The organism is Mesorhizobium sp. ESP-6-2 (assembly GCF_020164675.1).
Classification (GTDB): Bacteria; Pseudomonadota; Alphaproteobacteria; order Rhizobiales; family Rhizobiaceae; genus Mesorhizobium.
Genome location: NZ_JAIUGT010000002.1, coordinates 604,182 through 629,922, shown reverse-complemented (window position 1 = coordinate 629,922; position 25,741 = coordinate 604,182). Strand labels below are relative to the sequence as shown.

Genomic DNA, 25,741 nt, shown 5'->3' with positions numbered 1-25,741 from the left:
CCCGTGCGAAATCACGCTTCTATTCGCCCGGTTTGAGCGCATGTTTGACCACACGGGGAGTCGCACGATGAAATTGTGGAAAACCATCCTGGCAGCTGCCGTCTTGGCGTTGGCCGTCGGCACTCCCGCGCTGGCGGCGCGAACCGATCTGGTCATCGGCATCCCGCTCGAACCGCCGCATCTCGATCCGACCGCCGGAGCCGCCGCCGCAATCGACGAGGTTCTCTATGCCAATGTGTTCGAAGGCTTGACCCGCATCGGGCCAAACGGCGAGGTGCTGCCGGACCTGGCCGAAAGCTGGACCATCTCCGACGACGGCAAGACCTACACTTTCAAGCTGCACACCGGCGTGAAATTCCACGATGGCGCCGGCTTCAGCGCCGAAGATGTGAAATTCTCGCTCGACCGTGCCCGCGCCGACAATTCGGTCAATGCGCAAAAAGCCCTGTTCGCGGCCATCGATAGGGTCGACGCGGTCGACCCGGCAACGGTCAAGGTGACGCTGAAGAACCCGCGGGGATCCTTCCTCTACAATATGGGCTGGGGCGATGCTGTCATCGTCTCGCCGAAATCCGCTGACGCCAACAAGGAAAAGCCGGTCGGAACCGGCCCGTTCAAATTCCAGAGCTGGGCCAAGGGATCCTCGATCACGCTGGTGAAATCCGACAGCTATTGGGGCACGCCGGCTTACCTCGACAAGGTCGAATTCCGCATCGTGCCCGATGCCGCCGCTAGCGTACCGGCATTGCTTTCCGGCGATATCCAGGCGTTCCCATTCTTCGATCCTGACAGTCTCGCGCAGGTCAAGGACGATCCGCGTTTCAAGGTGGTGATCGGTTCGACCGAAGGCGAAACCATCCTGTCGATCAACAACAAGAAGCCGCCCTTCGACAAATTGCTGGTCAGGCAGGCGATCTCCTACGCGCTCGATCGCAAGGCGATCATCGACGGTGCCTCGGCCGGCCTCGGCCTGCCGATCGGCTCGCATATGTCGCCGGCCAACAAGGATTATGTCGACCTCACCGGCCGCTATCCGCACGACGTCACCAAGGCCAAGGAACTCTTGAAGGAAGCAGGCCTGGAGAACGGCTTCAAGGCGACGCTGAAGCTGCCGCCGCCCACCTATGCCAGGCTCGGCGGCGAGATCATCGCCTCGCAACTCCGTGATGTCGGCATCAACCTCGAGATCATCCCGGTCGAGTGGGCGCAGTGGCTAGACCAGGTGTTCACCAAGAAGGACTACGACCTGACCATCGTCTCCCATACCGAGCCCAATGACATCGGTATCTATGCGCGCAAGGATTATTACTTCAACTACGACAACCCGGCCTTCGACAAGGTGATCGCCGATCTGGATGTCACCTCCGACGAAGCCAAGCGCAAGGAATTGCTGGGGCAGGCACAGAAGATCCTGGCCGACGACGCCGTGGTCGGTTTCCTCTACGAACTGCCCAAGGTCGGCGTCTGGGACGCCAAGCTGGAAGGCCTGTGGGAAAACGCGCCGATCCAGGCCAATGATCTCACCAAGGTGAAGTGGAGCGAGTGAAGCCGTTGGCCAAGAGGCGACGCTTGCGTTCCGCACCCCCCTCTGCCCTGCCACGCTGCCTGACTAGAGCCGCAGGACGATCGTTTCAGGTTTGCGCCGCCCCTCATCGCCCTGCCGGGCACTTCTCCCCGTATAGTGACGGGGAGAAGGGGGCTGGCCGCAACCTCGGCACCCTTTCTGCAACGCTGAAGATTGGCGAAACCCTTTGCGAAGGCGTCCTTCTCCCCGTCTCTATACGGGGAGAAGATGTCGGCAGGCAGATAAGGGGCAGCGCCGATTTCGACTATTGGCCGGTCGAGCGATGACCGCCTACCTCCTCAAGCGCCTCGCCATCGCCGCCGCCACGCTGGCGTTGGCCTCCATGGTCGTCTTCGCGGTGCTGGAGATCCTGCCCGGCGATCCGGCGCGGCTGATGCTGGGCATGAATGCCAGCGCCGATCAGGTCGAGCTGCTGCGCAACCAGATGGGCCTCGACGCGCCCCTGCCCTGGCGTTACCTGCACTGGGCCGGCGGCCTGCTCAGCCTGGATTTCGGCCGCTCCTACACCTATTCGGTGCCGGTCATCGATCTCGTGCGCGAGCGTCTCGTCGTCTCGCTGCCGCTGGCGCTGATCGCGCTCGCCCTATCCACCCTCATCGCCATTCCGGTCGGCCTGTTTTCAGCGAACCATCGCGGGCGGATGGGTGACACGACGGCGATGGGCGCCGCGCAGCTCGGCGTCGCCATCCCCAATTTCTGGTTCGCACTGATGCTGATCTATCTCTTCGCCGTCTGGCTGCGGCTGGTTCCGGCCGGCGGCTTTCCCGGCTGGGGGGCCGGCGTCTGGCCGGCGCTGAAATCGCTGCTTTTGCCCGCAGTGGCGCTCGCGCTGCCGCAGGCCGCGATCCTGGCACGCGTCACCCGTTCGGCACTGATCGAGGTGCTGAACGAGGACTATATCCGCACGGCCCGCGCCAAGGGCCTGCCCTACCGCGTGGTCCTGTGGCGGCACGCGCTGCGCAACGCCATGATCCCGGTGCTGACCATTCTTGGCCTGCAATTCGCCTTCCTGCTCGCCGGCACCATCATCATCGAGAACGTCTTCTACCTGCCCGGCCTCGGCCGGCTGGTGTTCCAGGCGATCACCCAGCGTGACCTGATCGTCGTGGAAAGCGTCGTCATGCTGCTGGTCGCCGCGGTCATCGCCGTCAACCTCGTCGTCGACCTCTCTTACGCCGTCGTCGATCCGCGCCTCCGAAGTCGGCAATGATGTTGCATCCGGACATCCCCGAAGAGACGCTGGGCGGCATCCTCGTCAAGGCGTTCGGTAACCGCTCGTTTCTTGCCGGCTTCGCCGTCACATTGTTCGTGGCGGCGGTGGCGATCCTCTCCTATGTCTGGACGCCCTACGACGTGACCCGGCTGGTCATATCCGACAAGACGCTGGCGCCGTCCTGGATGCACTGGTTCGGCACCGACCATTTCGGCCGTGACATCCTGTCGATGATCATGGTCGGCGCCCGCAATTCGATCGCCGTGGCGCTGGTCGCGGTGGGCATCGGCATGGGCGTCGGCGTGCCGCTCGGTGCTTTTGCGGCGGCGCGCGGCGGCCTCATCGACGAGGTGCTGATGCGCATCAACGATCTGGTCTTCGCCTTCCCTGCGCTTTTGTCGGCGATTATGATCACCGCCATCTTCGGCCCCGGCGCCGTCAATGCCATCATCGCCATCGGCATCTTCAACATCCCTGTCTTTGCCCGCGTCGCCCGGGCCGGGGCCTTGGCGATCTGGCCGCGAGAATTCATCCTCGCCGCCCGCGCCGCCGGCAAGGGCAAGGCGCTGATCACCGTCGAACATGTCTTGCCCAACATCGCCACCTTGCTTCTGGTGCAAGGCACCATTCAGTTCGCGCTCGGCATATTGGCCGAGGCCGGGCTTTCCTATCTCGGCCTCGGCGTCCAACCGCCGATGCCGAGTTGGGGCCGCATGCTGTTCGACGCCCAGACCCGCATGGTGGTGGCGCCCTGGATGGCGATCTTTCCCGGCATGGCGATCGTGATCACCGTGCTTGGGCTGAACCTTTTGGGCGACGGCATCGCCGACATCCTCGATCCGAAATCGCGGCGGCAACGATGAGCCTGCTGGAAATCGACAATCTCTCGCTGGCAATCGGAGACACACCGATCCTCCGGAGCATCGAGCTCTCCATCGCGCCTGGCGAGGTAATGGGGCTGGTCGGCGAATCCGGCTCCGGCAAATCGATGACGGCTCTGAGCGTCATGCGGCTCTTGCCATATGCGGCGCGTGCCAGCGGGCACGTTACCTTCGACGGCATCGACATCCTCGCGGCAAGCGAGGATCAGATGTGCGCCCTGCGCGGCGACGATATCGGCATGGTGTTCCAGGAGCCGATGACCGCGCTGAACCCGCTCAAGACCATCGGCGAGCAGGTCGCCGAAGGCATACGCTGGCATGCCAAGGCAAGCCGCGCCGAGGCGGAAGAGCGGGCGCGAAAAATGCTCGACCGGGTCGGCTTGCCATCGGCAAAATTCCCGCTGTCGCGTTATCCGCACGAACTGTCCGGCGGCCAGCGCCAGCGCGTCGTCATTGCCATGGCCTGCGCGCTGAAGCCGAAGCTGCTGATCGCCGACGAGCCGACCACGGCGCTCGACGTGGTGCTGCAGGCGCAAATCCTCGCCCTCTTGCGCGACCTTGTCGCGGAGAGCGGCATGGGCCTGCTCCTGATCTCGCATGACCTCGCCGTGGTGACGGAAATGGCCGACCGCATCACCATCCTTCGGCATGGCGAGGTGATGGAAGCAGGCGACACGGCACGCACCCTCTCTGAACAGCTCCACCCCTATACCCGCCAGCTGGCGCTGGCCTCGATGCACGTGCCCGCACGTGCCCGGCCGCATGGCGTCACGGCAGCCCGGCCCTTGCTCGAGGTCGAGGGCGTGACGCGCGATTATCCTGGCCGGCGCACCTCACTGTTCAGGCGCGCGCCTGATATCCGCGCCGTCGACGGCGTGTCGCTATCGATGGCGCCGGGCCAGTCGGTGGCGCTGGTCGGCCGCTCCGGCTGCGGCAAGTCTACGTTGGCGCGCATGATCCTGGCGCTCGACCGGCCGAGTTCGGGCACCATCCGCTTTCGCGGCGAGCCCCTCACCGGCAAGAGCGAGGCGGACCTGAAGCCGGCGCGGCGCGACATGCAGGTAGTGTTCCAGGATCCCTATGGCTCGTTCGATCCGCGCCAGAAGGTCGAGAAGCTGGTCGCCGAGCCGCTGCACGTGCTGGACAGGAAACCGGGGCGCGCCGAGCGCCGCGAGATGGTGGCGCAGGCGCTGCACGAGGTCGGCCTCGACCAGTACGACATGGAAAAGTATCCGCACGAGTTTTCCGGCGGCCAGCGCCAGCGCCTGTCGATCGCCCGCGCCATCATCACCCGACCAAAACTGGTCGTCGCCGACGAGCCGGTTTCGGCGCTCGATGTTTCGATCCGCGCTCAGATCCTCGACCTGTTCGCCGAGCTCAACCAGAAACTCGGCATCGCTTATCTCTTCATCACCCACGACCTCACCGTCGCCCGCGCCATAACGGACGAAGTGCTGGTCATGCATGACGGCCAGATCGTCGAGCGTGGCCGGACGAGCGAGGTGCTGGATCACCCGCAATCCGAGGCGGCCAAGGCGCTTGTCGCCGCAGCGCCGGACCTGCACAGGGCAATTGCACGCCGTATGCAGGAGCAGGGGTGAGTGATCGGTTCGCGAAGCGAATCCGCCGTGTGAGTGAAAGGCAACAAACGCCGGAGGGTGCCGCAGATAGCCGGCCCCGGCCGGGATCAACCTACTGCTCCGATTTCACCACGTCGACCGGGCTGATGTCGAGCAGGTCGAGCGTGCGGCGCAGCAGGCGCACCTCGGTCTCGGCCAATTGCGCGTCCGCCTTGGCGATCTCGGCCATATGCTGCGCCAGTTGCTTGCGCCGCTCGACATCGAGGTCGCGGAACAGCGCGATGGCCTGCGAGCCATTGGTCTCGTAACCGAATTCGTTGAGATATTCGATGACGGCGTCGATGCTGGTTTCCGGAATGCCGAAGGCATCCTTGCAGATGCGCCGGAAAGCAACCATCTCGCTCTCGCTGACCGTTCCATCGGCCAGGATCATGCGGAACAGCATCAGAAGTTCCGCCGACAACACGGGGTCGTCCGCCACCTTGCGCACGCCCGGGTCGCCGTCGAAGATCGAGCGTATCTGGTCGAGCAGTTCGAATGCCATCGGAAGCCCCTTTGCCGATTCCTCTAATCCATGTAGCCCAAAAAGCGCAGCGGTTGGGATAACGACAGCACAAACACGAAATCCAGGCGCGACGCTTAGGATAGAAGTAGCGTGAAATCGGTCTTGCGCAAACGGGGTGTTCGTGATCGAAGCCGGAGCGTCTTTTGGCTTGATACTTCCCACCCGATGATCGACCTCACTTTACAATCCGTCGCCATGCTCGCCTTCGCCGGTTTTGCCGCGGGTTTTGTCGACTCGATCGCCGGTGGCGGTGGACTGATCACCATCCCCGCACTGCTGCTGGCCGGCTTCTCGCCGGTCGAGGCGCTGGGAACAAACAAGCTGCAGGGCATGTTCGGCTCGGGATCTGCGACCATCCACTATGCCGCGAAAGGCCATGTCGACCTTCGCCGGCAACTGCCTTCTGCGCTGCTGGCGCTCGCGGGCGGTGCCGTCGGTGCCTTGCTGGCAACGGTCGTGCCCGGCGACCTGCTGCGGGCGCTTCTGCCGCTGGTGCTGATCGCCATCGCGCTCTATTTCGCCCTGAAGCCCAACATGACCGACGTCGATCGCGCCGAGCGTATGACACCCTTCCTGTTCGGGATAACGCTGGTGCCGGCCATCGGCTTTTATGACGGCCTGTTCGGGCCGGGTGCCGGCTCCTTCTACATGCTGGCCTTCGTCGCGCTTGCTGGCTACGGCGTGCTCAAGGCGACGGCCCATACCAAGCTGCTCAATTTCGCCTCCAACATCGGCGGTTTCGTCGTCTTCGCCGCGGTCGGTGTCATCTCCTGGAAGATCGGCCTGATGATGGGCGTCGCCCAGTTCCTCGGCGCCCGCCTCGGCGCCAGCCTGGCCATGCGCATCGGCGCCAGGCTGATCAAGCCGCTGCTTGTCATCGTCTGCGTCGCACTGGCGGCGAAGCTCCTGGCCGACCCGGCGAACCCGCTGCGCGTCCTGATTGGTGTGTGACCCGCGCGCCTGATGGAATGCCACTGTTCGAATCATGTCGAGGAGAGGACCCGCACATGAATCTCAGTGCACCTACCCAGACTGTTTTCATCGGCATTCTCGCCGCCCTTGGCCTTCTTGCGTTCGTCCCACTCGCATCGGTGTGGATCGTGCTCATTGCTTACATCGTGCTTGCCGGCGGCGGCCTGATGCGCGGCGCCTGACATTCAAATCTCAGGCAATTCGGAGCGCCCGGCCAAAGCCGGACGCTTTTGATTCCGGTCCTACTGGCCGAAGCGAGTGAAAAGAGCAGTTAGCTACCGCGCCAGTGCGAAAATCGCGTCGCAGTCAAGATGGGTTTCCAACTCGGCCGCGACCTCGTCGAGAGCCCTCTCGACCTCGGCGCGATAGTCGATGCCGCCGCCCTTGACGCCGAGGCTTTCGAGGAATCTCCCTCGAAAGGCGTCGGCGCCAAACAGGCCGTGCATGTAGGTTCCGACCACCTTGCCATCCGCCGACACAGCACCATCCTCGACGCCATTGATGATCGCCGACGGCCGCAGCATATCCGGGCCGGTGGTGCGGCCGAGATGAATCTCGTAGCCTTCAAGCGGCAGGTCGAACGGCACCGAGCGGGCGCTGACGTTGCGCACCGTCTTTTCCGGTTCCATCACCGTTTCGATGTCGAGCAGGCCAAGCCCTTCCGCTTCGGTGACGCTGCCTTCGATGCCGTCGGGATCACGCACGATGCGACCAAGCATCTGGAAGCCGCCGCAAATGCCGACGACATGGCCGCCGCGCCTGCGATGGGCGAGAAGATCACGGTCCCAGCCATTTTCGCGAAATTTCAGCAGATCCCCGATCGTCGACTTCGAGCCGGGAATGACCACCAGTCCCGCATCCTGCGGCAACGGCTTTCCAGGCGGCACGAACACCACTTCCACCTGCGGCTCGGCCTTGAGCGGGTCGAGATCGTCGAAATTGGCGATGCGGCCAAGCATCGGCACCGCCACCTTCAGCGCACGCGCCTCCCCGGAGGCAAGCCGTTCCAGCACCACCGAATCCTCCGAGGGCAGCCGCGCAGCCGCCTTCAGCCACGGCACGACGCCGAAGCAGCGCCAGCCGGTAAACCCTTCGATCGCCTTGATGCCGTCGTCGAACAGCGAGACGTCACCACGGAACTTGTTGATGAGGTAGCCAACGATCATGCGCCGGTCTTCCTCCGGCAGGATCAGATGCGTGCCCGCGACCGAGGCGATGACGCCGCCGCGATCGATGTCGCCGACCAGCACGACAGGCACGTCGGCCCGCGTCGCAAAACCCATATTGGCGATGTCGCGGCTTCTGAGGTTGATCTCCGCCGGCGAACCCGCGCCCTCGACGATGACGAGATCGGCGCCCTCGCCAACCTTTGCCCAGGAGTCCAGCACCGCGTCCATCAGCCGGCCCTTCAACGCCTGGTAGTCGCGCGCCCGCGCCTCGCCGAACACCTTGCCTTGCACGATGACCTGCGCACCGACATCGGTCTGAGGCTTGAGCAGCACCGGGTTCATGTGAACCGATGGCGGCACGCCGCAGGCGATCGCCTGCAGCCATTGCGCGCGGCCGATCTCGCCGCCGCCAGCCCTGTTGTCGCCGGGAATATCGGCGACGGCGGCATTGTTCGACATGTTCTGCGGCTTGAACGGACGCACCTTCAGCCCACGCTTTTTCGCGGCGCGGCACAGCCCGGCGACCAGCACGGTCTTGCCGACATCCGAACCCGTGCCTTGCAGCATGATGGCTTTAGCCATGGCTCAGCCCCTGCCCTGCGTCGCGGTCCCGGTGATCGTGGATTTCTGCGCCAGCGGCCCGCCGCGCCAGATGTAGAGCGCCAGCAACGGCTCCTTGCCGGTGCGCATGGCGTGATTGACCTTGGAAGCGTGGTACACGACCTCGCCGGCCTCTCTCTTGTGAAAGCTGTTCTCGCCCATTCGCCACTCGGTGCCGCCGGTCAGCGGGATATAGATCTCCTCGGCGACATGATGGTGGTCGGGATAGACGATATTAGGCCCAAGGATCAGCACGCCGGCGGCGACCTCGTCGTTGGCGAAGTGGCCGCGGGTGCCGAATACTTCGAGCCAGCCATAATTGTCGATGAACGCCTTGCCGAAATCCGACTCGCCGTAGGTCTGGCCCCAGCGCAATTCGCCGCGCTCCTGCGCCAGAAATTGCACCAGCTGCTTGGCTCGCGCCGGCGTCAATTCGGCGGCGCGATCGAGATGGCGCAGGCAGCCGAGTGGGTGCGGTTCAAGCTCGCGGGCGGGCATATCCCACCCTATGCGCGCCACCGCATCCTGCACCAGGACGTCATCCACGGAAGCGAGATAGGCGTGGAACCGCTCTAGCAGCTCATCGAATTTTGTCGTCACATCTTGCTCCGGACATGCATTGACGCACAGCCGCTCCGCGGCGGCTCGGGTTGCGCGGCGGCATCATTGGTCTAGATTGGTGCGCGCGCAAAGCCAAAAACGACAGGCCAGCGAGCCAGCTGGCCAGCATATAGGGAGCACGCCATGGACGCCGCGGTCGATGCGAGCACCAGCCAGTTCGAACTCAACGAGGACCAGCGCGCCATCCAGGAGATGGCGCAGGCCTTCGCCGCCGATCGCGTCGCGCCGAATGCGCTAGACTGGGACCGCAACAAGCATTTCCCCGCCGACGTGATCCGCGAGACTGGCCCGCTGGGCCTCGGCGGCATCTATGTCAGCGACGATGTCGGCGGCTCCGCGCTCGGCCGGCTCGACGCCGTGCTGATCTTCGAAGCGCTGTCCCACGCCGACCCGGCCTTTTCGTCCTTCATCTCGATCCACAATATGGTGGCTTCGATGATCGACCGTTTCGGCGACGACGGCCAGCGCCGGCGCTTGCTGCCGAAGCTGACCTCCATGGAGTGGCTGGCGAGCTATTGCCTGACCGAACCGGGTTCCGGCTCCGACGCCGCTGCCCTGAAGACACGGGCGGTAAAGAGCGGTGGCGACTACGTGCTGAACGGCGTCAAGCAGTTCATCTCCGGCGCCGGCGACAGCGATGTCTATGCCGTCATGGTGCGCACCGGCGCCGAGGGACCGAAAGGCATTTCCACCATCGTCGTGCCGAAAGATGCGCCGGGCCTTTCCTTCGGCGCCAATGAGCACAAGATGGGCTGGCACATGCAGTCGACCCGCCAGGTCATTTTCGAGGATTGCAAGGTGCCGGCTGAAAACCTTTTGTCAGGCGAAGGCGCCGGTTTCGGCATCGCCATGGCCGGGCTCGATGGCGGCCGGCTGAACATCGCCGCGTGTTCGCTGGGCGGGGCCCAGTCGGCGCTCGACAAGGCGCTGTCCTACACATCAGAGCGCAAGGCGTTCGGCTCCAGGATCAACCAGTTCCAGGCTTTGCAGTTCAAGTTGGCCGACATGGAGACCGAATTGCAGGCGGCGCGCATCTTTCTTTATGCCGCCGCTTCCAAGCTCGACCGCAAGGCACCGGATGCCCCAAAATGGTCGGCAATGGCCAAGCGCTTCGTCACCGACACCGGTTTCGACGTCGCCAACGATGCGCTTCAGCTGCTCGGCGGTTACGGTTACCTGCACGATTACGGCATCGAGAAACTGGTGCGCGACCTGCGTGTGCACCAGATCCTCGAAGGCACCAACGAGATCATGCGGGTCATCATCGCCCGCGCGTTGATCGGTCGCTGAAGCCAGCAAGCTCCGGGAGAGAGACAATGACCACAATCGCCTTCATCGGCCTTGGCAATATGGGCAATCCAATGGCTGCGAACCTGGTCAAGGCGGGGTATCCCGTGCATGGCTTCGACCTCATGCCCGAAAACCTGACCGTTGCACGCGAGCATGGTGTGGTCATCATGGCCGATGCCGCCGCAGCAGTGAAGGATGCCGACGTCGTCATCACCATGCTGCCCGCCGGCAAGCATGTCCTGTCGGTCTACGAAGAGATCGCGTCCAAGGCAAAGAAGGGCGCGCTGTTCATCGATTCCTCGACCATCGACGTCGATTCGGCGCGCAAGGCGCATGCCATCGCCGCAAAGCACGGCCTGCTGTCGGTCGATGCGCCGGTCTCGGGCGGTACCGGCGGTGCCACGGCCGGCACGCTGACCTTCATGGCCGGCGGCTCCGACGATGCCTTCGCCGCCGCCGAGCCGATCCTTAAGCCCATGGCCGGGCGCATCGTCCATTGCGGCGGCGACGGCGCCGGCCAGGCGGCCAAGATCTGCAACAACATGATTCTCGGCATTTCGATGATCGGCGTCGCCGAGGCCTTCGTGCTGGCCGAAAAGCTCGGCCTGGCGCACCAGGCCCTGTTCGACGTTGCCTCGACCTCTTCAGGCCAGTGCTGGTCGCTGACCACCTATTGCCCGGTGCCCGGCCCGGTGCCGACCTCACCCGCCAACCGCGATTACAAGCCCGGCTTCGCCGCCGCACTCATGCTGAAGGATTTGAAGCTGTCGCAGGAAGCCGCACAAGCCGCGGGCGCGGTGACACCGCTTGGCGCCGAAGCGACACAGCTCTACGGCCTGTTCAACGCGCAAGGGAATGCCGGCGCCGATTTTTCCGGGATCATAAATTTTCTGCGCGGCGCCAATCTATAAGCGACTGATAAAGCTAGCTTTTCTTTCGTACGCCTCGCCGAAGAACCGCAAAATTTAGGTTTGCTTAAGCTCTCGATAACTCCGCGGTAACGATGTCCCTATAAAACGGATTGCGAGGCGGATATCGCGTCCGCCCGGCGCTCCGGATCAGGTCCCGCGTACCGGAGCCCGTAAGTTTCGCCAAGTGTTTGCGTAGCGAAACGCCAAGCGTATCTGGCAAAGCCGCGTTCCCGGTGGGGCGCGGTTTTTGCATTCCAGGATCCGACATCCCTCATATTCCGATTGCAGCGTTCGGGATCGGCACGTGATCTTCATTGGTCAGCACGATCGGCGCATCGGCGCCATCGACCCGGACCACGAGCAGGCGCGTGCTCCACGTGCCTGCGGTGCGAACCAGGTGCGAAAACACCGTGCCCTTTCCCTTGGCGCCGTGGATGGGAATGCTGAACCGCGCGTCACCCGTCCCATTCGCGTCGACGTTGAGATGGCCGCCGACCCAGAAATTGGCGGTCAAGTCGTCGCCGATAGTGGCTTTCACCCGGGTGTCGGCGCGAATGGCATCCATGGCCATGTGATAGGCGTCACTGTTCTTGATCATGAAAGGGATGCTGCCGACCATCGTCGCGCAGCCCCCGATACTGAGCACCCAGACGGCAAGACCGGCGATCGCCCAGTTGCGCTGCGTTCTGCGGAACTGCTCGGCATCGCGCCATGCACGGTTGCGCCATGCCCAGCGGCTGCCGCGCGCACCAAGCACGAAGATCATGACGATGTTGACGATCGGGATCAGCGTCAGCAGCGCGATGAAGGTGGAGTTGCCGATGCCCCAGATCCAGTTGAGGAAGAAGGCGCCCCAATTCCAGCGATCGAGCTCGGCCGGGATTTCGGCGGGCTGGTTGAGCGGTTGTCCGGCCATGGCATCCCCCGTCGGCAAAACTGCCTTGGCGGTTGTAGCCGATGGCGCTGGCGACTGGAACCCTCCGGTGCGCCTGGGACCGGCAATTGGGCCTTCGACGGCCGGGCGTCTCGGTCACGAACGCCCGGCCATTTCTTTTACCGCTTGCGCAGATCCGCTTGCGCCAAGTCGAGCGCCTTGCCGATACGCTCGCAGGCCATGTCGATCGTGTCCCGGGTCCAGATCAGCGGCGGCGACAGGATCATCGTGTCACCGGTGGCCCGCAGCATCATTCCGTTGGCGATCGCATGGTCGCGCACGGTCACCGCGGCACTTCCCGCCGGCAGGAACCGTTCCTTCGTCGCCTTGTCCTTGACGATCTCGATCGCACCCATCAGCCCGATCGAACGCACCTCGCCGACCAGCTCGTGCCCGGCAATGCGCTCTTGCAGCGCCTTGGCGAAATAGGGCCCGGTGTCGGTCCTGACGCGGTCGACCAGACCTTCCCGCTCCATGATCTCCAGGTTCTTCAGCGCCACGGCGCAAGCCACGGGGTGGCCGGAATAGGTATAGCCGTGGTTGAACTCGCCGCCCTTCTCGATCAGCGCCGAGGCAATGCGATCGCCGACCAGCAGCGCCGACAGCGGCTGGTAGCCCGACGTCAGGGCCTTGGCGGTGGTGATGGTGTCGGCCTCGATGCCGAGCGTCTGCGCGGCAAACCATTCGCCGGTGCGGCCGTAACCGGTGATGACCTCGTCCAGCATCAGCAGCACATCGTATTTGCGGCAGATGCGCTGTACCTCGGGCCAATAGCTTGCCGGCGGTATCTTCACGCCGCCGGCTCCCATCACCGGCTCGCCAATGAAGGCGGCGACCTTGTCGGCGCCGGCTTCGAGGATGGCGTCCTCGACCGCCTTTGCCGCGCGCAGGCCGAAATCATGATCGCTCTCGCCCGGCAGCGACAGCTCATAGGCGTACGGCGTCATCACATGGACGATGTTGGGCACCTCTCCGTTGAGCTGCTTGTGCATGGCGTCCATGCCGCCGAGCGACGTGCCGGCGATGGTCGAGCCGTGATAGGCCATCTTGCGCGAGATGACGCGGTTCTTCTGCGGCTTGCCTTCGAGCACCCAATAGTGGCGCACGAGCCTGAGCGCGGTGTCGTTGGCTTCCGAACCGGAAGAGCCATAAAACACCTGGTTGATGGTCTTCGGCGCGATCTCCGCCAGCTTCTTCGACAGAAGCACAGGCGTCGGCGTCGAGCATTTGAAGAAGGAATTGTAGTAAGGCAGCTCCTTCATCTGCGCATAGGCGGCCTCGGCGAGCTCGTCGCGGCCATAGCCGATATTGACGCACCACAGCCCCGCCATGCCGTCGAGCAGTTCGTTCCCTTCGGAATCGTAGATGAAGGGGCCGTTGGCGTGGGTGATGATGCGCGATCCGGCCTCGCGCAGTTCCCTGTGGTCGGTGAACGGGTGCAGATGATGCGCGGCATCGATCTGCTGAAGCTGCTTCAGCGAATAGTTTTGATAGGTCATGGATCTGATCTTTCCTCTGGAACCAATCCGGCTGCGCCGGGGCGGATTCTTCAGAGGATAGCGGGTGGCGAATAGCCTATGCGGGCGCAAAGCCGCAAAAGCTCGGCGCGTAACGTGCGCAGTGACGGCGTCACCGCGCCCCCAAATGCCCGAACCCCGAAAAGGCCGGCCAATGTCACCACGGGAGCCATGCGGGTACCTTAGAGCAAAGAAGGTTCGAGGTGAACCACCCTTTGCTCCGGCCCGAAGCTTTCGGTTCAGCCCTTCCCGCCCAGCGTCCTTTGCAGGAAAACGTACTTCATCGCAGCCTGCGCCGCCTGCGGCCGGCGGTCACCGCGGCCGCCATGGCCGCCTTCGGTCTCCTCGAAGAAGAGCGTCCCGGCATGGCCGGCCTCCTGCAGGCGGGCGGCCATCTTGCGCGCATGGCCGGGATGCACCCGGTCGTCGGCGGTCGAGGTGGTGAGCAGCACCGGCGGATAGGCACCGGCGTCGACATGCTGGTAAGGCGAGTAGGCGGCCAGCCAGATCGCATCTTCCGGCTTCGACGGATCGCCATATTCGGCCATCCACGACGCGCCGGGCGGCAATTCGGTGTAGCGCAGCATGTCGAGCAGCGGCACCTCGATGATGACCGCGCCGAACAGCTCAGGATGCTGCGTCAACGAGACTCCCGTCAGCAAGCCGCCATTCGAGCCGCCCTGGATGCCGAGCGAGGCGGCTGTCGCAATGCCGCGCCTGACGACGTCCTCAGCCACCGCGGCGAAATCGTCAAAGGCGTTCTGCCGGTTTTCCTTCAGCGCTGCCTGGTGCCAGGCCGGCCCGAACTCGCCGCCGCCGCGGATGCAGGCCTGCACATAGGCATTGCCCTTCTCCAGCCACAGCCTGCCGCGCACACCGGCATAGCCGGGCAGCAAAGGCACTTCGAAGCCGCCATAGCCGTAGAGCAGCGTCGGCACCGGTCCCTTTTGGTCACGCCGCCTGACGACGAAATAGGGGATCATCGTGCCGTCCTTCGAGCGCGCCTCGAACTGTTCCGACACGAGCGGCGAAGCATCGAACCGCGACGGCTGCGACTTCACGGTGGCGAGCGTCTCGCCATTGTCGTCGGACCAGATGATCGAACTCGGCGTCAGGAAATCGGTAAAGGAGAAGGACACGCTGGAGCCGAAATGCTCCGCATGGCTGATGCCGACATTGCCGTTTTCGGGCAGCGCGACAGGCTTCAGCGACCAGCCGCCCTTTTCGCGCGCGCAGACGACGACCTTGCCGCGCACATTGTCCATCAGGTTGATGAACAGCCGGTCCTGCGTACGGGCTATGCCTGCGATGGACACCCGATGCGTGGGTTCCAGCAAAATTTGGATGGGTCCGAGTGCGCCGGTTTCTACCCAGCGCGCCAGGTCCAGCGAATAGAGACCGTCGGGCTTGCACAGCGTGCCGTCGGGCGCCGTCCACGGGCTGCGCACACTGAAGACGAGTTGATCCCTGAAGATCGCCGTATCGGTCATGTCGTCAGGCAGCGGCAGGCGCCTGTTCTCGCCCGAAGGCAGCCGCAGGAAAATATGCGAAGCGAAGAAATTGAGCGTTCGTGCCAGCACGAGATAACGCCGGTCGCCATCGAACTCGAGCGCCGCGCCAACGGCGAGGTCTTCCTTCTGCGCCTCGAAGATCGGCGTCGCGTCTTCCAGCCTGGTCCCGCGCTTCCAGAGCTTGACCACGCGTGGATAGCCGGATTCGGTCTTGTCGGCCTCTTCGAAGGCTGCCGAGACGATCAACGTATCCTCGTCGAGCCAGCCGAAGCCGGATTTGGAAGCGGGCGCGCGAAACCCATCCTCGACGAACGATTTGGCCGCGATGTCGAATTCGCGCATCTCGCTGGCGTCGCCGCCATCAGGCGACATCGAAACCAGGCAGCGGTTGAAATCGGGGTAGAGCCGGCTGGCGCCGCCGAACACCCACTTCACCCCCTCCTTCGCCGCGAGCTGGTCGAAGTCGATGATGGTTTCCCAGTCCGGTCTGTCGGTCTTGTAGGAAGCCACCGTCGTGCGGCGCCATAGGCCCAACACGTTGGTCTTGTCCTGCCAGAAATTATAGACGTAGCCGTTGAGCGCGGAGCCTACGGCGATGTTGTCCTCGGCGGTCATCAGATCGAGCGCGGTTTCGAACGACGCCTGGTAGGACCGATCGCCCTGCAATTGCGCCACCGTGACTTCGTTCTGGCGATGTACCCAGTCGAGCGCCTCCTTGCTCGTCCTTTCCTCCAGCCAAAGAAAGGGATCATCGGTCGCCAAGCCAGGCTTTGTCGTCGAAATGGTCATGCGGGTCTCCGGGAAATCGCGGGGCGGCCCTGCCTACATCGCGTCAAAGGGCGCCGGATTCAAGGTGTTGAAGCCGCGTCATCGCGGCAGATCGCTTCAGGCCGTCACACGATCCGCCGCCGGATGACGGTCGCAGCCGCCAGCGCCAGGCAGATCGCGCCGAGCGTCACCGGCAGGCCGCTCGCGCCGATCCCGTCCATCACGCCGCCCGCAAGCGGCGGGACGAGGATGCCGCCGACGCCCCACATCAGGGAGAAAGCGGCATTGCCGGCAATTAGCGCCGAGCCGCTGAAACGCTCGCCGAGTTCGATGATCGCCATCGTATAAATGCCGTAGGACACCGCGCCCCAGACGAAGATCATTGGCCAGACCAGCGGCGTTTCGATCAATAGCGGCAGCAGCAGACAGCCGAGCAGCGTCAGCACCAGGCAGATGAACCGCACCAGGCGCGCCGTCAGCCGCTCGGCCAGCAGGCCGAGCGGCACCTGCATGGCGATGTTGCCGGCGATCATCGTCGACAGCAGCGCCGACATGCGGTTCTCGGCGATGCCATAATGGGTACCGTAGACGGGCAGCAGCGCCAGCACCGCCTGCTCGAAGCCGGCAGCCACGACCACTGCCGACAAAAGCAGCCAGGCGAGCGGCATGAAGCCCATCACCGAAAGCCGATGCCCGGCTTCGTCGACCTTGGGCAGGCGCCCGACCACCAGGGCCAGGCAGCCGCCGCAGAAGATGAAGGCGGAAATGCCGACCAGGAATGGCGGCCAGCCCTCCGTACCGACGGCCAGCAGGCAAAGCGGACCGGCGGCGAAGCCGGCCGAGATGATCGTGGAATAGACGCCCATGATGCGGCCGCGCCGGGCCGGCGGCGCCAGCGCGATCACCCAGATTTCGCTTAAGACATAGAGCGGATTGGTCACCGCGCCGATCAGGAACCGCAGCGGAAACCAGAGATAGACGTTCTGCGTCCAGCCGATCAGCGCCAGCACGATCGCCGAAAGCGCCGCGCAGGTCAGCGCCGTGCGCCCTGCCCCGAACCGCCGCGCCAGTGAAGGAATGAGCGGCGACGAGACGATGAAGCCAATCGGCGTCATCGCGGCCGACAGGCCGATCATGACAGGCGAAACGCCCTGCCGCTGCAGGATGAAGCTCAAGAGCGGATAGGACAGTCCCTGCGCGATGGCGAACACCGACACGGTCGCGATCACACCGGTGATCGCCGCCCACTGCATCGTCTCGTCGCGCTTCGGTTCCACCCGGTCCATGATCCACATCGCCTCTCGGCTGCAGGCTTAGCGTTTCGACCCGATAGCCGTAAGCCCCAAAGCCCGAACCCACGCTTGTTCCGGCCAAACCCTGTCAGGAGCCTCTGCGGCTGGCCGATCTGTAGAGCGCGAAGGCGACCAGCAGCGCGTCCAGGCCGACGATCACCGCCGGCAACCCCAAAGGCCCGATCGCCTGCATCAGCAGGCCGGCGCTGGGCGGACCGACAATGCCGCCAACGCCCCACAACAAGGCGAAAGCAGCGTTGCCGGTGACCAGCAGCGAGCCCTTGAACCGGCTGCCGAGTTCCACAAGCGCCATCGTGTAGACGCCATAGCCGACCGCTCCCATCACCAGCAGCACTGCCCAGATCAGCGGCGTCGTGATCAGCAGCGGCAGCAGAAGCGCGCAAACGGTGGTCGCCACCGCGCAAACCAGGATCATGGAGCGGCCGCCGAAGCGTTCGGCGAGCAAGCCGAGCGGGATCTGCAGCAGGATATTGCCCAGGGACAACGCCATCACCAGAGCGGCGAGCACGGCTTCCGGCAGGCCATAGCCGGCGCCGAAGACCGGAACCAGCGCATAGGTGCTTTGCTGGACCGCTGCCGAGACCAGCACCGCCAGCAGCAGCGCCGGCGCCAGCCGGGCAAAACCGACAAAGCTGCCGGCCGGCTGGCCGTCATCCTCGAAACCAGTGAGCTTTGAGGAGACAAGGCGCAGAATGACGGCGCAGAGCACGAAGCCGCCAATGCCGACGCTGAAGGGAGCCCAGCCCGACGTGCCGACCAGGGTCAAGGTGAAAGGCCCGGCCGCGTAGCCTGCCCCCATCAGCGTATTGAACACGCCCATCACCCGGCCGCGCCGCGCCGGCGGCGCCAGCGACAGCGCCCACACCTCGCCCAGGATATAGAGCGGGTTGATGACCACGCCGATGATGAAACGGAGGACGAACCACGCCACCCAGTCCTGCAGATAGCCGATGCCCAGGAAGCACAGCGCACCGATCAGCGAGCAGCCGACGGCGAGCGTGCGGGCGCCGACCAGCCGCACGGCAGCCGGCACGAACGAGGCCGACAGGATCAAGCCAACCGGCATCATCGCCGCCGAGAGGCCAATCAGGCCCGGCGACATGCCTTGCTTCTGCATCAGCAGCGTGAACAGCGGCGAGCTCAGCCCTTGCGCGGCGCCGAACATCGCCAGCGCTGCGGTGATGCCGGCGAGCGCTGTCCACTGCGTTGCCGCTTCGCCTTGGCTCGAGCCGGTCGCGACCATGCTGCCGTTCCATGAGTGAATCGCCGACCTGCGGATCGGCACGCCATCAGCTACCGGTTCGATCCCGGGAGAGGAAGGGCCGGACAGCGAAATCCGCTTGCGCCAACGGCCGGCGCCGTGCACCGGAAGGCTCGCGCCAAAAGCCGCAGGCACCCGCCCACAGCGCTACGGAAAATACCGTGCGATCGCGCCTTTCCTGCCTTGCGCGTAAGGCTTCAGCCACTTGTCGTCGATGGAGAGCCCATCGTCGTCCGAAGGGCCTTTGCCGATGGTCCTGCGCCAGGCGCGGAACTTGTAGTGGTCGAACACGTCGAGCATATGCACGGCATAGGCCGCGGCGAAGGTCTTGTCGCCTTCGACGATCACCATGTTCTCGTCGTTCTCGTAGGAAGCCTTGTAGCCGAGATTGTGGCTGCCGGTGACGACCGTCGCGTTGTCCTCCATCGGATCGATGATGACGATCTTGTCGTGCACGATGGCATGGCCGACGGTCAGCACCTCCGCCTGGAAATCCCGGGCGATCGTTGCGCCGGTCAGGTTCGCCGCCCGCACGATGGAAACGTTCGGCGCCTCCCAGACCTTCTCCGGATAGACGAAGGGCGACTTGCCGTCCCTGTTCGACTTATGGGTGACCGGATCCTTGGTCGACGCGACATAGTTGGGCATGGCGGTCTCATCGCTGATCGCCCCTTGCACGATCAGCTTCGGATCGGCCCTTGCCGCCGCCACCGCCTGGTCGACGATCGAATTGTCGCCGAGCCGCGAAGGATTGAACACCAGGAACAGCACGGCGCGCTTGGCTGCCTTGATGCGGGCGAAGAGGTCCTCGAGATCGACCGGCCGCACCGAGATGTCCTTCTTGTTGCGCTCGGGATCATTGGGCGAGAACCACACCGTCATGCCGTCCAGTGCCGCCGTGGCGCCGTTGAGCGGATTTGGCCTGTGGTTCTCCCTGCGAAACGGCACGCCTTGCGTCTGCGCGACATGGCCGGCGGCGCTTTCCGTGGCCGGCGGCGGGAACAGGTCGGCCTTCATGCGCTGCCAGTAGGCGTCGAATATCTCTGCCATCGCCGGGTCGTCGCGGATGAAGGCGTTGTTGGATTGCCCGCAAATGCCCGTCGAGGTCCAGTTGGTGCTGCCCGTCATCACCGATTGCGGCTTGCCCTGGGCATCGCGATAGACGGCGAACTTGTTGTGGCCGATATGGTTGTTGTTGAACAGGCGATCCGTCATCGCGACGCCTGCGTCGTGCAGCCGCTTCCTGTAAGGCGCGTTGCCAGCGTCCCAGGCCTTCGTCTGCTCATCCCTGCCCGAATTGGAAAGAATGACCTCGACGACGTCCTTGGCGGCAATGATTGCTTCGCACAGTTCGTCGTCGCCAAGCTCGTAGAGCGCAAGCCTGACCGTGCCGCCTTCGTCCTTGGCCCGCTTCAGCAGGCTGGTCAGCACGTCGGGCACGTCGCCATGCAGGTAGGCGCGTATCTTGCTGGTCGGATCCTGCAGCACAGCCCTGATCTTGTCGCGTTGTCCGACCTTGATGCCGGCCTCGGCCAGCGCGCGCGACATCCATTGCGTCGACAGCACGCCATTGGTGAAGGCGACACGCGCCTTGCCGAACATCTGGCCGAGGAAGATCGGCGGACTGACCGCGCCCCGGCCGAGGTAGCCGAGAGGGCGAGCCGGCCCCGTATAGGTCTTTTCGGGGCGCACTGGCACGGGATCGAGCCCCGCCTTCATGTCGCCGACCGGACGCACCCGGTAGGCGATCATTTCGCCGTCCGGCCTGACATCGAGGCTGTCGCGGCGTCGCCGGACAGTGAGATCGCGCCAGAATGTCTTCTGCACCGGCCAGACGCCGGTATCCTGGGGGATCCAGTCCTTGTTGCGCTGTCCCTTGAAGGGCACCCAGGACGCCAGGCAACGCTCCTCGCCGGTGTCTGGATAGAGGCGGACGATCTCGAAGCCCAGGCAGCCCGGGATCATCCCGTCGAGGTCCCAGGAGAGGAACGCGACTTCGTTGTTGGTGGCGGCACGCACTTTGACGACGTCAGGCATGGCTCTCCCTCCGGAGATATTCGACGCACAAGTTTACCAGAAGCAAAAGACGATACTGCAACGAATGGCGCTCCCTTATCCGCGGGCCCGCCTCGGGACCACGCAGCTGCCGTTCCGGCATGTCGCTTCCCTCGCTCTAGTGGTCGCCGCCTCCGCAATGGCCGGGCAGCCGCCGGTCCATTATGCCGCCCACTTTCGCATCGTACGAGGCCCCTCATGACCGCCGCCCTTCAACCCGCCGAACCGGCATTGGCAACCGATCGTGCCCGCCGCGGCGGCCGCGCCGGAAAACGCGCAGGCGGCTCGGCCGCGTTCGAGCAGCCGCCGTTCCGCCAGCTGAAAATCCCGCTCCAGCCGACCAGGCTGGTTTCCGACGACGAGCTGGAGTCGATCCACCTGGCCTCGCTGCGGGTGCTGAAGGAGATCGGTGTCGACGTCCTGCATGACGAAGCCCGCCGCATCATGAAGGAACATGGCGCCGATGTGCGCGAAGGCAGCGAGCGCGTGCGCTTCGACAGCGACATGATCCTCGATTTGGTGTCGCACTGCCCGTCCGAATTCACCATCCATGCCCGCAACCCCGCGCACAATGTGCGCTTCGGCGGCGATAATCTGATCATCTCGATGATGGCCTCGGCGCCCAATTGCTCGGACATCGATCGTGGCCGCCGGCCCGGCAACCAGCAGGACTATCGCAATTTCCTGCGCCTGGCGCAGATGCACAACATACTGAACTGCACCGGCGGCTATCCGGTCGAGCCGATCGACATCCATCCCTCCGTCCGCCACCTCGAATGCATCCGCGATCTCGCCACGCTGACCGACAAGGTGTTCCACATCTATTCGCTCGGCAAGGAACGAAATGTCGACGGCATCGAGATCACCCGTATCGCGCGCGGCATCAGCTACGAGCAGTTGCTCGAAGAACCGTCCGTCTTCACCATCATCAACACCAATTCGCCGCTGAAACTCGACGTGCCGATGATGGAAGGCATCATCCAGATGTCGAGCAAGGGCCAGGTCGTCATCGTGACGCCGTTCACCCTGTCGGGCGCCATGGCGCCGGTGACCATCGCCGGCGCGCTGGTGCAGCAGAATGCCGAGGCGCTGTCGGGCATCGCCTTTGCCCAGATGGTGAGGAAGGGCGCGCCGGTAGGCTATGGCGGCTTCACCTCCAACGTCGACATGAAGTCCGGTGCGCCCGCCTTCGGCACGCCCGAATACATGAAGGCGCAGCTCGTCGGCGGCCAGCTCGCCCGCCGCTACAACATCCCCTACCGCACCTCCAACACCTGCGCGGCCAACACGGTCGACGCACAGGCCGCCTATGAAAGCGTGTTCTCGCTGTGGGGCGCCATCCAGGGCGGCGGCAATCTGATGATGCATGCCGCCGGCTGGCTGGAAGGCGGCCTGCGCTGCTCCTACGAGAAGACCATCCTCGACATCGACCTGCTGCAGATGGTGGCCGAATTCCTGACCCCGCTCGATCTTTCCGAAGAGGCGCTCGGGTTCGACGCCATCCAGTCCGTCGGTCCCGGCGGCCATTTCTTCGGCACCCAGCACACGCAGGATCGCTACAAGACCGCCTTCTACTCGCCGATCCTGTCCGACTGGCGCAATTTCGAGACCTGGGCGGAAGCCGGCTCGCCGACGGCGCTCGAAAAGGCCAACAAGGTGTGGAAGGAGCGGCTGGCCTCCTATGACGAGCCCTACATGGACCCGGCGATCCGCGAAGAGCTCAACGCCTTCGTCCAGAAGCGCCGCGCCGAAGGCGGCGCGCCGACCGATTTTTGAGCGTCTGCGGTGTCGATGAATTGATCACTCGTATGGATTCGATGAACGGTCGACCCCCACTCCGTCGAGCTGCGCTCGACACCTCTCCCCCGATCGACGGGGGAGAGGAAAGGCGTGAGCTTGGCCAGGCTGGCGCCCTTCCTCTCCCTCCGGAGGGGGGAGAGGTGGCGCCGCGAAGCGGCGGCGGAGTGGGGGAAGCCGCTCGTGAAACCCGCAGTCGCCGCAAGATGGGCACCACTCAACGCGCGCGAAAGCTGAGGCAAGGCGGTAACCAGGCTGAAGCACTGCTGTGGCTCGAATTGAAAGGCCGCAGGCTTGGCAGCTATCGCTTTAAGCGTCAGTTCTCTATCGGTCCCTTTTTTGCAGACTTCTGTTGCCGCGAAAAATGGCTGGTTGCCGAGCTCGACGGCTCACAGCACGCCGACAGTTCCTACGACCGCCGCCGTGACGATTTCATGCGCGCCCAAGGCTATTCGATCCTGCGTCTTTGGAGCCATGACGTCCTGAAACACCGCACATCCGTCTGTGAAACCGTCCTTGCCGCGCTCGACGGCAGGCTGGTCGAAAACATCGCTGTCTCCGACCTCCGCTTTATTTTCACACCGCACTCACTCGATTCAATCTCTTCAAAAACGGACCTACCTTCATGAAATCCCATGTAAAAGCGGTTGTCATCGGCGGCGGCGTCGTCGGCTGCTCGGTGCTCTATCACCTGGCCAAGGCCGGCTGGACCGACATCATGCTGATCGAGCGTTCGGAGCTCACCTCCGGCTCGTCCTGGCACGCGGCGGGCGGCTTCCATACGCTCAACGGCGATCCCAACGTCGCCAAGCTGCAGGCCTATACCGTGCAGCTCTACAAGGAGATCGAGGAGCTCTCCGGCCAGTCCTGTTCGCTGCACCTGACCGGCGGCGTGATGATGGCGGACTCGCCCGAGCGCATGGACTTCCTGCGGCTTGCCCATGCCAAGGGCCGCTATCTCGGCATGGATACCGAGCTGATCACGCCATCCGAGGCCAAGGCGATGTTCCCGCTGATGGACGAGACGAATTTCGTCGGCGCCATGTGGGATCCGGTCGAAGGCCATCTGGATCCGTCCGGCACGACGATTGCGTACTCAAAAGCGGCGAAGAAACTCGGCGCCGAGATCGTGCTGCGCAACCGCGTCGTCGAACTGACGCAGCAGGTCGACGGCACCTGGAACGTCATCACCGAACAAGGCACGGTTCACGCCGAGCATGTCGTCAACTGTGGCGGCCTGTGGGCGCGTGAGATCGGCCGCATGGTCGGCCTCGAGCTGCCGGTGCTCGCCATGGAGCACATGTATCTCTTGACCGAACCCATGCCCGAGGTCGAGGAATTCAACAAATCGACCGGCCGCGAGATGATCGGCGTGATGGATTTCAAGGGTGAGATCTACACCCGCCAGGAGCGCAACGGCATCCTGCTCGGCACCTACGAAAAGGCCTGCAAGCCGTGGTCGCCGGTCAACACGCCCTGGGATTTCGGCCACGAGCTGTTGCAGCCCGACCTCGACCGCATCGCGCCGTCGCTGGAGATCGGCTTCAAGCATTTCCCCGGCATCGAGAAGGCCGGCATCAAGCAGATCATCAACGGCCCCTTCACTTTTGCATTGGATGGCAACCCCCTGGTCGGCCCGGTACAGGGGCTGACCAACTTCTGGTGCGCCTGCGCCGTCATGGCCGGCTTCAGCCAGGGCGGGGGCGTCGGCCTCGCTCTGTCCAACTGGATGGTGCACGGCGATCCCGGCTTCGACGTCTGGGGCATGGACGTCGCCCGCTTCGGCGAATGGGCCAGCCTGCGCTACACCAACGCCAAGGTGCGCGAGAATTATTCGCGCCGCTTCTCGATCCGCTTCCCCAATGAGGAACTGCCGGCGGCGCGCCCGGCGCAGACGACGCCGCTTTACGACACCATGCTCGCCAACAACGCCGTCATGGGAGACTCCTGGGGCCTTGAGACCGCGCTATGGTTCGCGCCGAAGGGCAAGGAGCCCAAGGATATCGTCTCCTTCCACCGCTCCAACGATTTTGGGCCGATCGGCGAGGAAGTGCGCGCCACGCGCGAGCGCGTCGGCGTCACCGAAATCGCCAACTTCGCCAAATATGAGGTCTCCGGACCGGGGGCGGAGGATTTCCTCAACCGGCTGATGACCAACCGCATGCCGAAGGCGGGCCGCATCGTGCTGACCCCGATGATCAACGAATTCGGCAAGCTGATCGGCGACTTCACCATCGCCAAGGCCGCGGAAGAACGCTTCATGATCTGGGGCTCGTCGGCCGCGCAGAAATATCACATGCGCTGGTTCGAAAAGCATCTGCCGAAGGATGGTTCGGTGCGGATTCACCGCTTCGACCAGACGCTGGTCGGCCTGTCGATTGCCGGACCGAAGTCGCGGGACCTCCTGCAGAAGCTGGTCGATGTCGATATTTCGACCAAGGCCTTCCGCTTCATGGATTTCCGCGAAATGGCGGTCGGCGGCGCGCCATGCATGGTCAACCGCATCACCTATACCGGCGACCTCGGCTACGAGATCTGGATGGCGCCGGCCTATCAGCGCCTGGTTTACAAGGCGATCAAGGACGCAGGCGAAGAATTCGGCCTGGTCGATTTCGGCATGCGCGCCCTGCTGTCGATGCGCCTGGAAAAGAACTTCCCGACCTGGTTCCGCGAACTCAGGCCGATCTACGGACCGTTCGAAGGCTCGATGGACCGCTTCATCAAGCTGGAGAAGAACGACTTCATCGGCCGCGACGCGGCCGCCAGGGAACGGGCCGAAGGACCGAAGCTGCGCCGCGTGTCCTTCATCGTCGAGGCGGCCGACGCCGATGTGATGGGTGACGAGCCGATCTGGGCCAAGGTCAGCAAGGACTACGGTACGGTGGAAAAGCCGCATGGCTTTGGCGCGCCGCGTTTCGATGCAGCGGGCAAGGAAGTGCGTGGTTCCAAGGCGGCGCAAGGCGCGTCCGCCGTGCGCGGCATCGTCGACGGCGACTGGCGCGTGGTTGGTTGGGTTACCTCCGGCGGCTATGCCCACTATATCCAGAAATCGATGGCGCAGGGTTACGTCCCGGCGGCGCTGGCCGAGGATGAAAGCGCCGGCCTGTTCGAGATCGAGATTCTCGGCCATCGCCGTCCGGCCCGCATCAATGTCGAGCCGCCGTTCGACCCGAGCGGCGAGAAGATGCGGAGCTGAGG

Annotated in this window: 20 protein-coding genes; 11 read left to right on the top strand and 9 right to left on the bottom strand. The window is 64.2% G+C overall.

What is annotated here, in order from left to right; genetic code table 11:
- The first annotated feature begins 67 nt into the window (after nt 1-67).
- The 4 genes from LB532_RS08205 (at nt 68) to LB532_RS08190 (ending at nt 5,280) form a co-directional block, all read left to right on the top strand.
- A complete protein-coding gene (locus LB532_RS08205) occupies nt 68-1,546 on the top strand; it encodes an ABC transporter substrate-binding protein (protein WP_140639009.1) in 1,479 nt (492 codons plus the stop codon).
- A gap of 301 nt (nt 1,547-1,847) precedes the next feature.
- Nucleotides 1,848-2,795: an ABC transporter permease gene (locus LB532_RS08200; protein WP_140639010.1), complete on the top strand. Its 948-nt coding sequence runs from the start codon at nt 1,848-1,850 to the stop codon at nt 2,793-2,795.
- Nucleotides 2,792-3,661, top strand: a complete 870-nt coding sequence (locus LB532_RS08195) for an ABC transporter permease (protein WP_140639011.1) — start codon at nt 2,792-2,794, stop codon at nt 3,659-3,661. Before LB532_RS08200 ends, LB532_RS08195 begins: the two co-directional genes overlap by 4 nt.
- A complete protein-coding gene (locus LB532_RS08190) occupies nt 3,658-5,280 on the top strand; it encodes an ABC transporter ATP-binding protein (RefSeq protein WP_140639012.1) in 1,623 nt (540 codons plus the stop codon). Before LB532_RS08195 ends, LB532_RS08190 begins: the two co-directional genes overlap by 4 nt.
- A 91-nt stretch (nt 5,281-5,371) precedes the next feature.
- On the opposite strand, the gene LB532_RS08185 is transcribed toward LB532_RS08190, so the two are convergent.
- Nucleotides 5,372-5,803 carry a TerB family tellurite resistance protein gene (locus LB532_RS08185; RefSeq protein WP_140495687.1) on the bottom strand — a complete coding sequence of 144 codons (432 nt, stop codon included), beginning with the start codon at nt 5,801-5,803 and terminating at the stop codon, nt 5,372-5,374.
- A 186-nt stretch (nt 5,804-5,989) separates the two neighbouring features.
- Here LB532_RS08185 and LB532_RS08180 point away from each other — a divergent pair, with 186 nt between their 5' ends.
- Nucleotides 5,990-6,775: a TSUP family transporter gene (locus LB532_RS08180; protein ID WP_140551386.1), complete on the top strand. Its 786-nt coding sequence runs from the start codon at nt 5,990-5,992 to the stop codon at nt 6,773-6,775.
- A gap of 56 nt (nt 6,776-6,831) precedes the next feature.
- Entirely contained in the window at nt 6,832-6,978 is a 147-nt protein-coding gene (locus LB532_RS08175) for a hypothetical protein (RefSeq protein ID WP_140639013.1), read from the top strand.
- A 93-nt stretch (nt 6,979-7,071) separates the two neighbouring features.
- Here LB532_RS08175 and LB532_RS08170 read toward each other — a convergent pair whose 3' ends face one another.
- Nucleotides 7,072-8,547 (bottom strand): cobyric acid synthase, encoded by a 1,476-nt coding sequence (locus LB532_RS08170; protein ID WP_140639014.1) that lies wholly within the window; start codon nt 8,545-8,547, stop codon nt 7,072-7,074.
- Between the two features lie 3 nt (nt 8,548-8,550).
- Nucleotides 8,551-9,165, bottom strand: coding sequence for a dimethylsulfonioproprionate lyase family protein (locus LB532_RS08165; RefSeq protein ID WP_140639015.1), 615 nt, complete (start codon nt 9,163-9,165; stop codon nt 8,551-8,553).
- 144 nt (nt 9,166-9,309) lie between these two features.
- Here LB532_RS08165 and LB532_RS08160 point away from each other — a divergent pair, with 144 nt between their 5' ends.
- Complete coding sequence (locus LB532_RS08160) at nt 9,310-10,476, top strand: isobutyryl-CoA dehydrogenase (protein ID WP_140639016.1); 1,167 nt, start codon at nt 9,310-9,312, stop codon at nt 10,474-10,476.
- A gap of 26 nt (nt 10,477-10,502) precedes the next feature.
- Nucleotides 10,503-11,387, top strand: a complete 885-nt coding sequence (mmsB, locus tag LB532_RS08155) for a 3-hydroxyisobutyrate dehydrogenase (RefSeq protein WP_140639017.1) — start codon at nt 10,503-10,505, stop codon at nt 11,385-11,387.
- A gap of 271 nt (nt 11,388-11,658) precedes the next feature.
- Here mmsB and LB532_RS08150 read toward each other — a convergent pair whose 3' ends face one another.
- The 6 genes from LB532_RS08150 to LB532_RS08125 all read right to left on the bottom strand — a co-directional run bounded on the left by LB532_RS08150 (nt 11,659) and on the right by LB532_RS08125 (nt 20,728).
- Nucleotides 11,659-12,303, bottom strand: coding sequence for a cytochrome c oxidase assembly factor Coa1 family protein (locus tag LB532_RS08150; protein ID WP_140639018.1), 645 nt, complete (start codon nt 12,301-12,303; stop codon nt 11,659-11,661).
- Between the two features lie 137 nt (nt 12,304-12,440).
- Nucleotides 12,441-13,820, bottom strand: a complete 1,380-nt coding sequence (locus LB532_RS08145) for an aspartate aminotransferase family protein (RefSeq protein ID WP_140639019.1) — start codon at nt 13,818-13,820, stop codon at nt 12,441-12,443.
- Between the two features lie 257 nt (nt 13,821-14,077).
- Entirely contained in the window at nt 14,078-16,138 is a 2,061-nt protein-coding gene (locus LB532_RS08140; RefSeq protein ID WP_140639020.1) for a prolyl oligopeptidase family serine peptidase, read from the bottom strand.
- A gap of 104 nt (nt 16,139-16,242) precedes the next feature.
- A complete protein-coding gene (locus LB532_RS08135) occupies nt 16,243-17,403 on the bottom strand; it encodes an MFS transporter (protein ID WP_140639021.1) in 1,161 nt (386 codons plus the stop codon).
- A 94-nt stretch (nt 17,404-17,497) separates the two neighbouring features.
- Complete coding sequence (locus LB532_RS08130; protein WP_140639022.1) at nt 17,498-18,673, bottom strand: MFS transporter; 1,176 nt, start codon at nt 18,671-18,673, stop codon at nt 17,498-17,500.
- A gap of 165 nt (nt 18,674-18,838) precedes the next feature.
- Nucleotides 18,839-20,728 (bottom strand): phospholipase D-like domain-containing protein, encoded by a 1,890-nt coding sequence (locus tag LB532_RS08125; RefSeq protein WP_140639023.1) that lies wholly within the window; start codon nt 20,726-20,728, stop codon nt 18,839-18,841.
- A gap of 216 nt (nt 20,729-20,944) precedes the next feature.
- Between LB532_RS08125 and LB532_RS08120 the strand changes: the two genes are divergently transcribed.
- From LB532_RS08120 to LB532_RS08110, 3 genes are all read left to right on the top strand, one after another.
- Nucleotides 20,945-22,522 carry a trimethylamine methyltransferase family protein gene (locus tag LB532_RS08120; protein ID WP_140639024.1) on the top strand — a complete coding sequence of 526 codons (1,578 nt, stop codon included), beginning with the start codon at nt 20,945-20,947 and terminating at the stop codon, nt 22,520-22,522.
- Between the two features lie 164 nt (nt 22,523-22,686).
- Nucleotides 22,687-23,172 carry an endonuclease domain-containing protein gene (locus LB532_RS08115; protein WP_140639025.1) on the top strand — a complete coding sequence of 162 codons (486 nt, stop codon included), beginning with the start codon at nt 22,687-22,689 and terminating at the stop codon, nt 23,170-23,172.
- A complete protein-coding gene (locus LB532_RS08110) occupies nt 23,169-25,739 on the top strand; it encodes an FAD-dependent oxidoreductase (protein WP_140639026.1) in 2,571 nt (856 codons plus the stop codon). Before LB532_RS08115 ends, LB532_RS08110 begins: the two co-directional genes overlap by 4 nt.
- The last annotated feature ends 2 nt before the right edge of the window (nt 25,740-25,741 follow it).

What these genes read in the sequence shown, in the direction of transcription:
- LB532_RS08110 (WP_140639026.1), top strand. Translation starts at nt 23,169, where the DNA reads ATGAAATCCCATGTAAAAGCGGTTGTCATCGGCGGCGGCGTCGTCGGC.
- LB532_RS08130 (WP_140639022.1), bottom strand. Translation starts at nt 18,673, where the DNA reads ATGGTCGCGACCGGCTCGAGCCAAGGCGAAGCGGCAACGCAGTGGACA.
- LB532_RS08190 (WP_140639012.1), top strand. Translation starts at nt 3,658, where the DNA reads ATGAGCCTGCTGGAAATCGACAATCTCTCGCTGGCAATCGGAGACACA.
- LB532_RS08150 (WP_140639018.1), bottom strand. Translation starts at nt 12,303, where the DNA reads ATGGCCGGACAACCGCTCAACCAGCCCGCCGAAATCCCGGCCGAGCTC.
- LB532_RS08175 (WP_140639013.1), top strand. Translation starts at nt 6,832, where the DNA reads ATGAATCTCAGTGCACCTACCCAGACTGTTTTCATCGGCATTCTCGCC.
- LB532_RS08140 (WP_140639020.1), bottom strand. Translation starts at nt 16,138, where the DNA reads ATGACCATTTCGACGACAAAGCCTGGCTTGGCGACCGATGATCCCTTT.
- LB532_RS08185 (WP_140495687.1), bottom strand. Translation starts at nt 5,803, where the DNA reads ATGGCATTCGAACTGCTCGACCAGATACGCTCGATCTTCGACGGCGAC.
- mmsB (WP_140639017.1), top strand. Translation starts at nt 10,503, where the DNA reads ATGACCACAATCGCCTTCATCGGCCTTGGCAATATGGGCAATCCAATG.
- LB532_RS08120 (WP_140639024.1), top strand. Translation starts at nt 20,945, where the DNA reads ATGACCGCCGCCCTTCAACCCGCCGAACCGGCATTGGCAACCGATCGT.
- LB532_RS08170 (WP_140639014.1), bottom strand. Translation starts at nt 8,547, where the DNA reads ATGGCTAAAGCCATCATGCTGCAAGGCACGGGTTCGGATGTCGGCAAG.
- LB532_RS08160 (WP_140639016.1), top strand. Translation starts at nt 9,310, where the DNA reads ATGGACGCCGCGGTCGATGCGAGCACCAGCCAGTTCGAACTCAACGAG.
- LB532_RS08145 (WP_140639019.1), bottom strand. Translation starts at nt 13,820, where the DNA reads ATGACCTATCAAAACTATTCGCTGAAGCAGCTTCAGCAGATCGATGCC.
- LB532_RS08125 (WP_140639023.1), bottom strand. Translation starts at nt 20,728, where the DNA reads ATGCCTGACGTCGTCAAAGTGCGTGCCGCCACCAACAACGAAGTCGCG.
- LB532_RS08205 (WP_140639009.1), top strand. Translation starts at nt 68, where the DNA reads ATGAAATTGTGGAAAACCATCCTGGCAGCTGCCGTCTTGGCGTTGGCC.
- LB532_RS08195 (WP_140639011.1), top strand. Translation starts at nt 2,792, where the DNA reads ATGATGTTGCATCCGGACATCCCCGAAGAGACGCTGGGCGGCATCCTC.
- LB532_RS08135 (WP_140639021.1), bottom strand. Translation starts at nt 17,403, where the DNA reads ATGGACCGGGTGGAACCGAAGCGCGACGAGACGATGCAGTGGGCGGCG.
- LB532_RS08180 (WP_140551386.1), top strand. Translation starts at nt 5,990, where the DNA reads ATGATCGACCTCACTTTACAATCCGTCGCCATGCTCGCCTTCGCCGGT.
- LB532_RS08200 (WP_140639010.1), top strand. Translation starts at nt 1,848, where the DNA reads ATGACCGCCTACCTCCTCAAGCGCCTCGCCATCGCCGCCGCCACGCTG.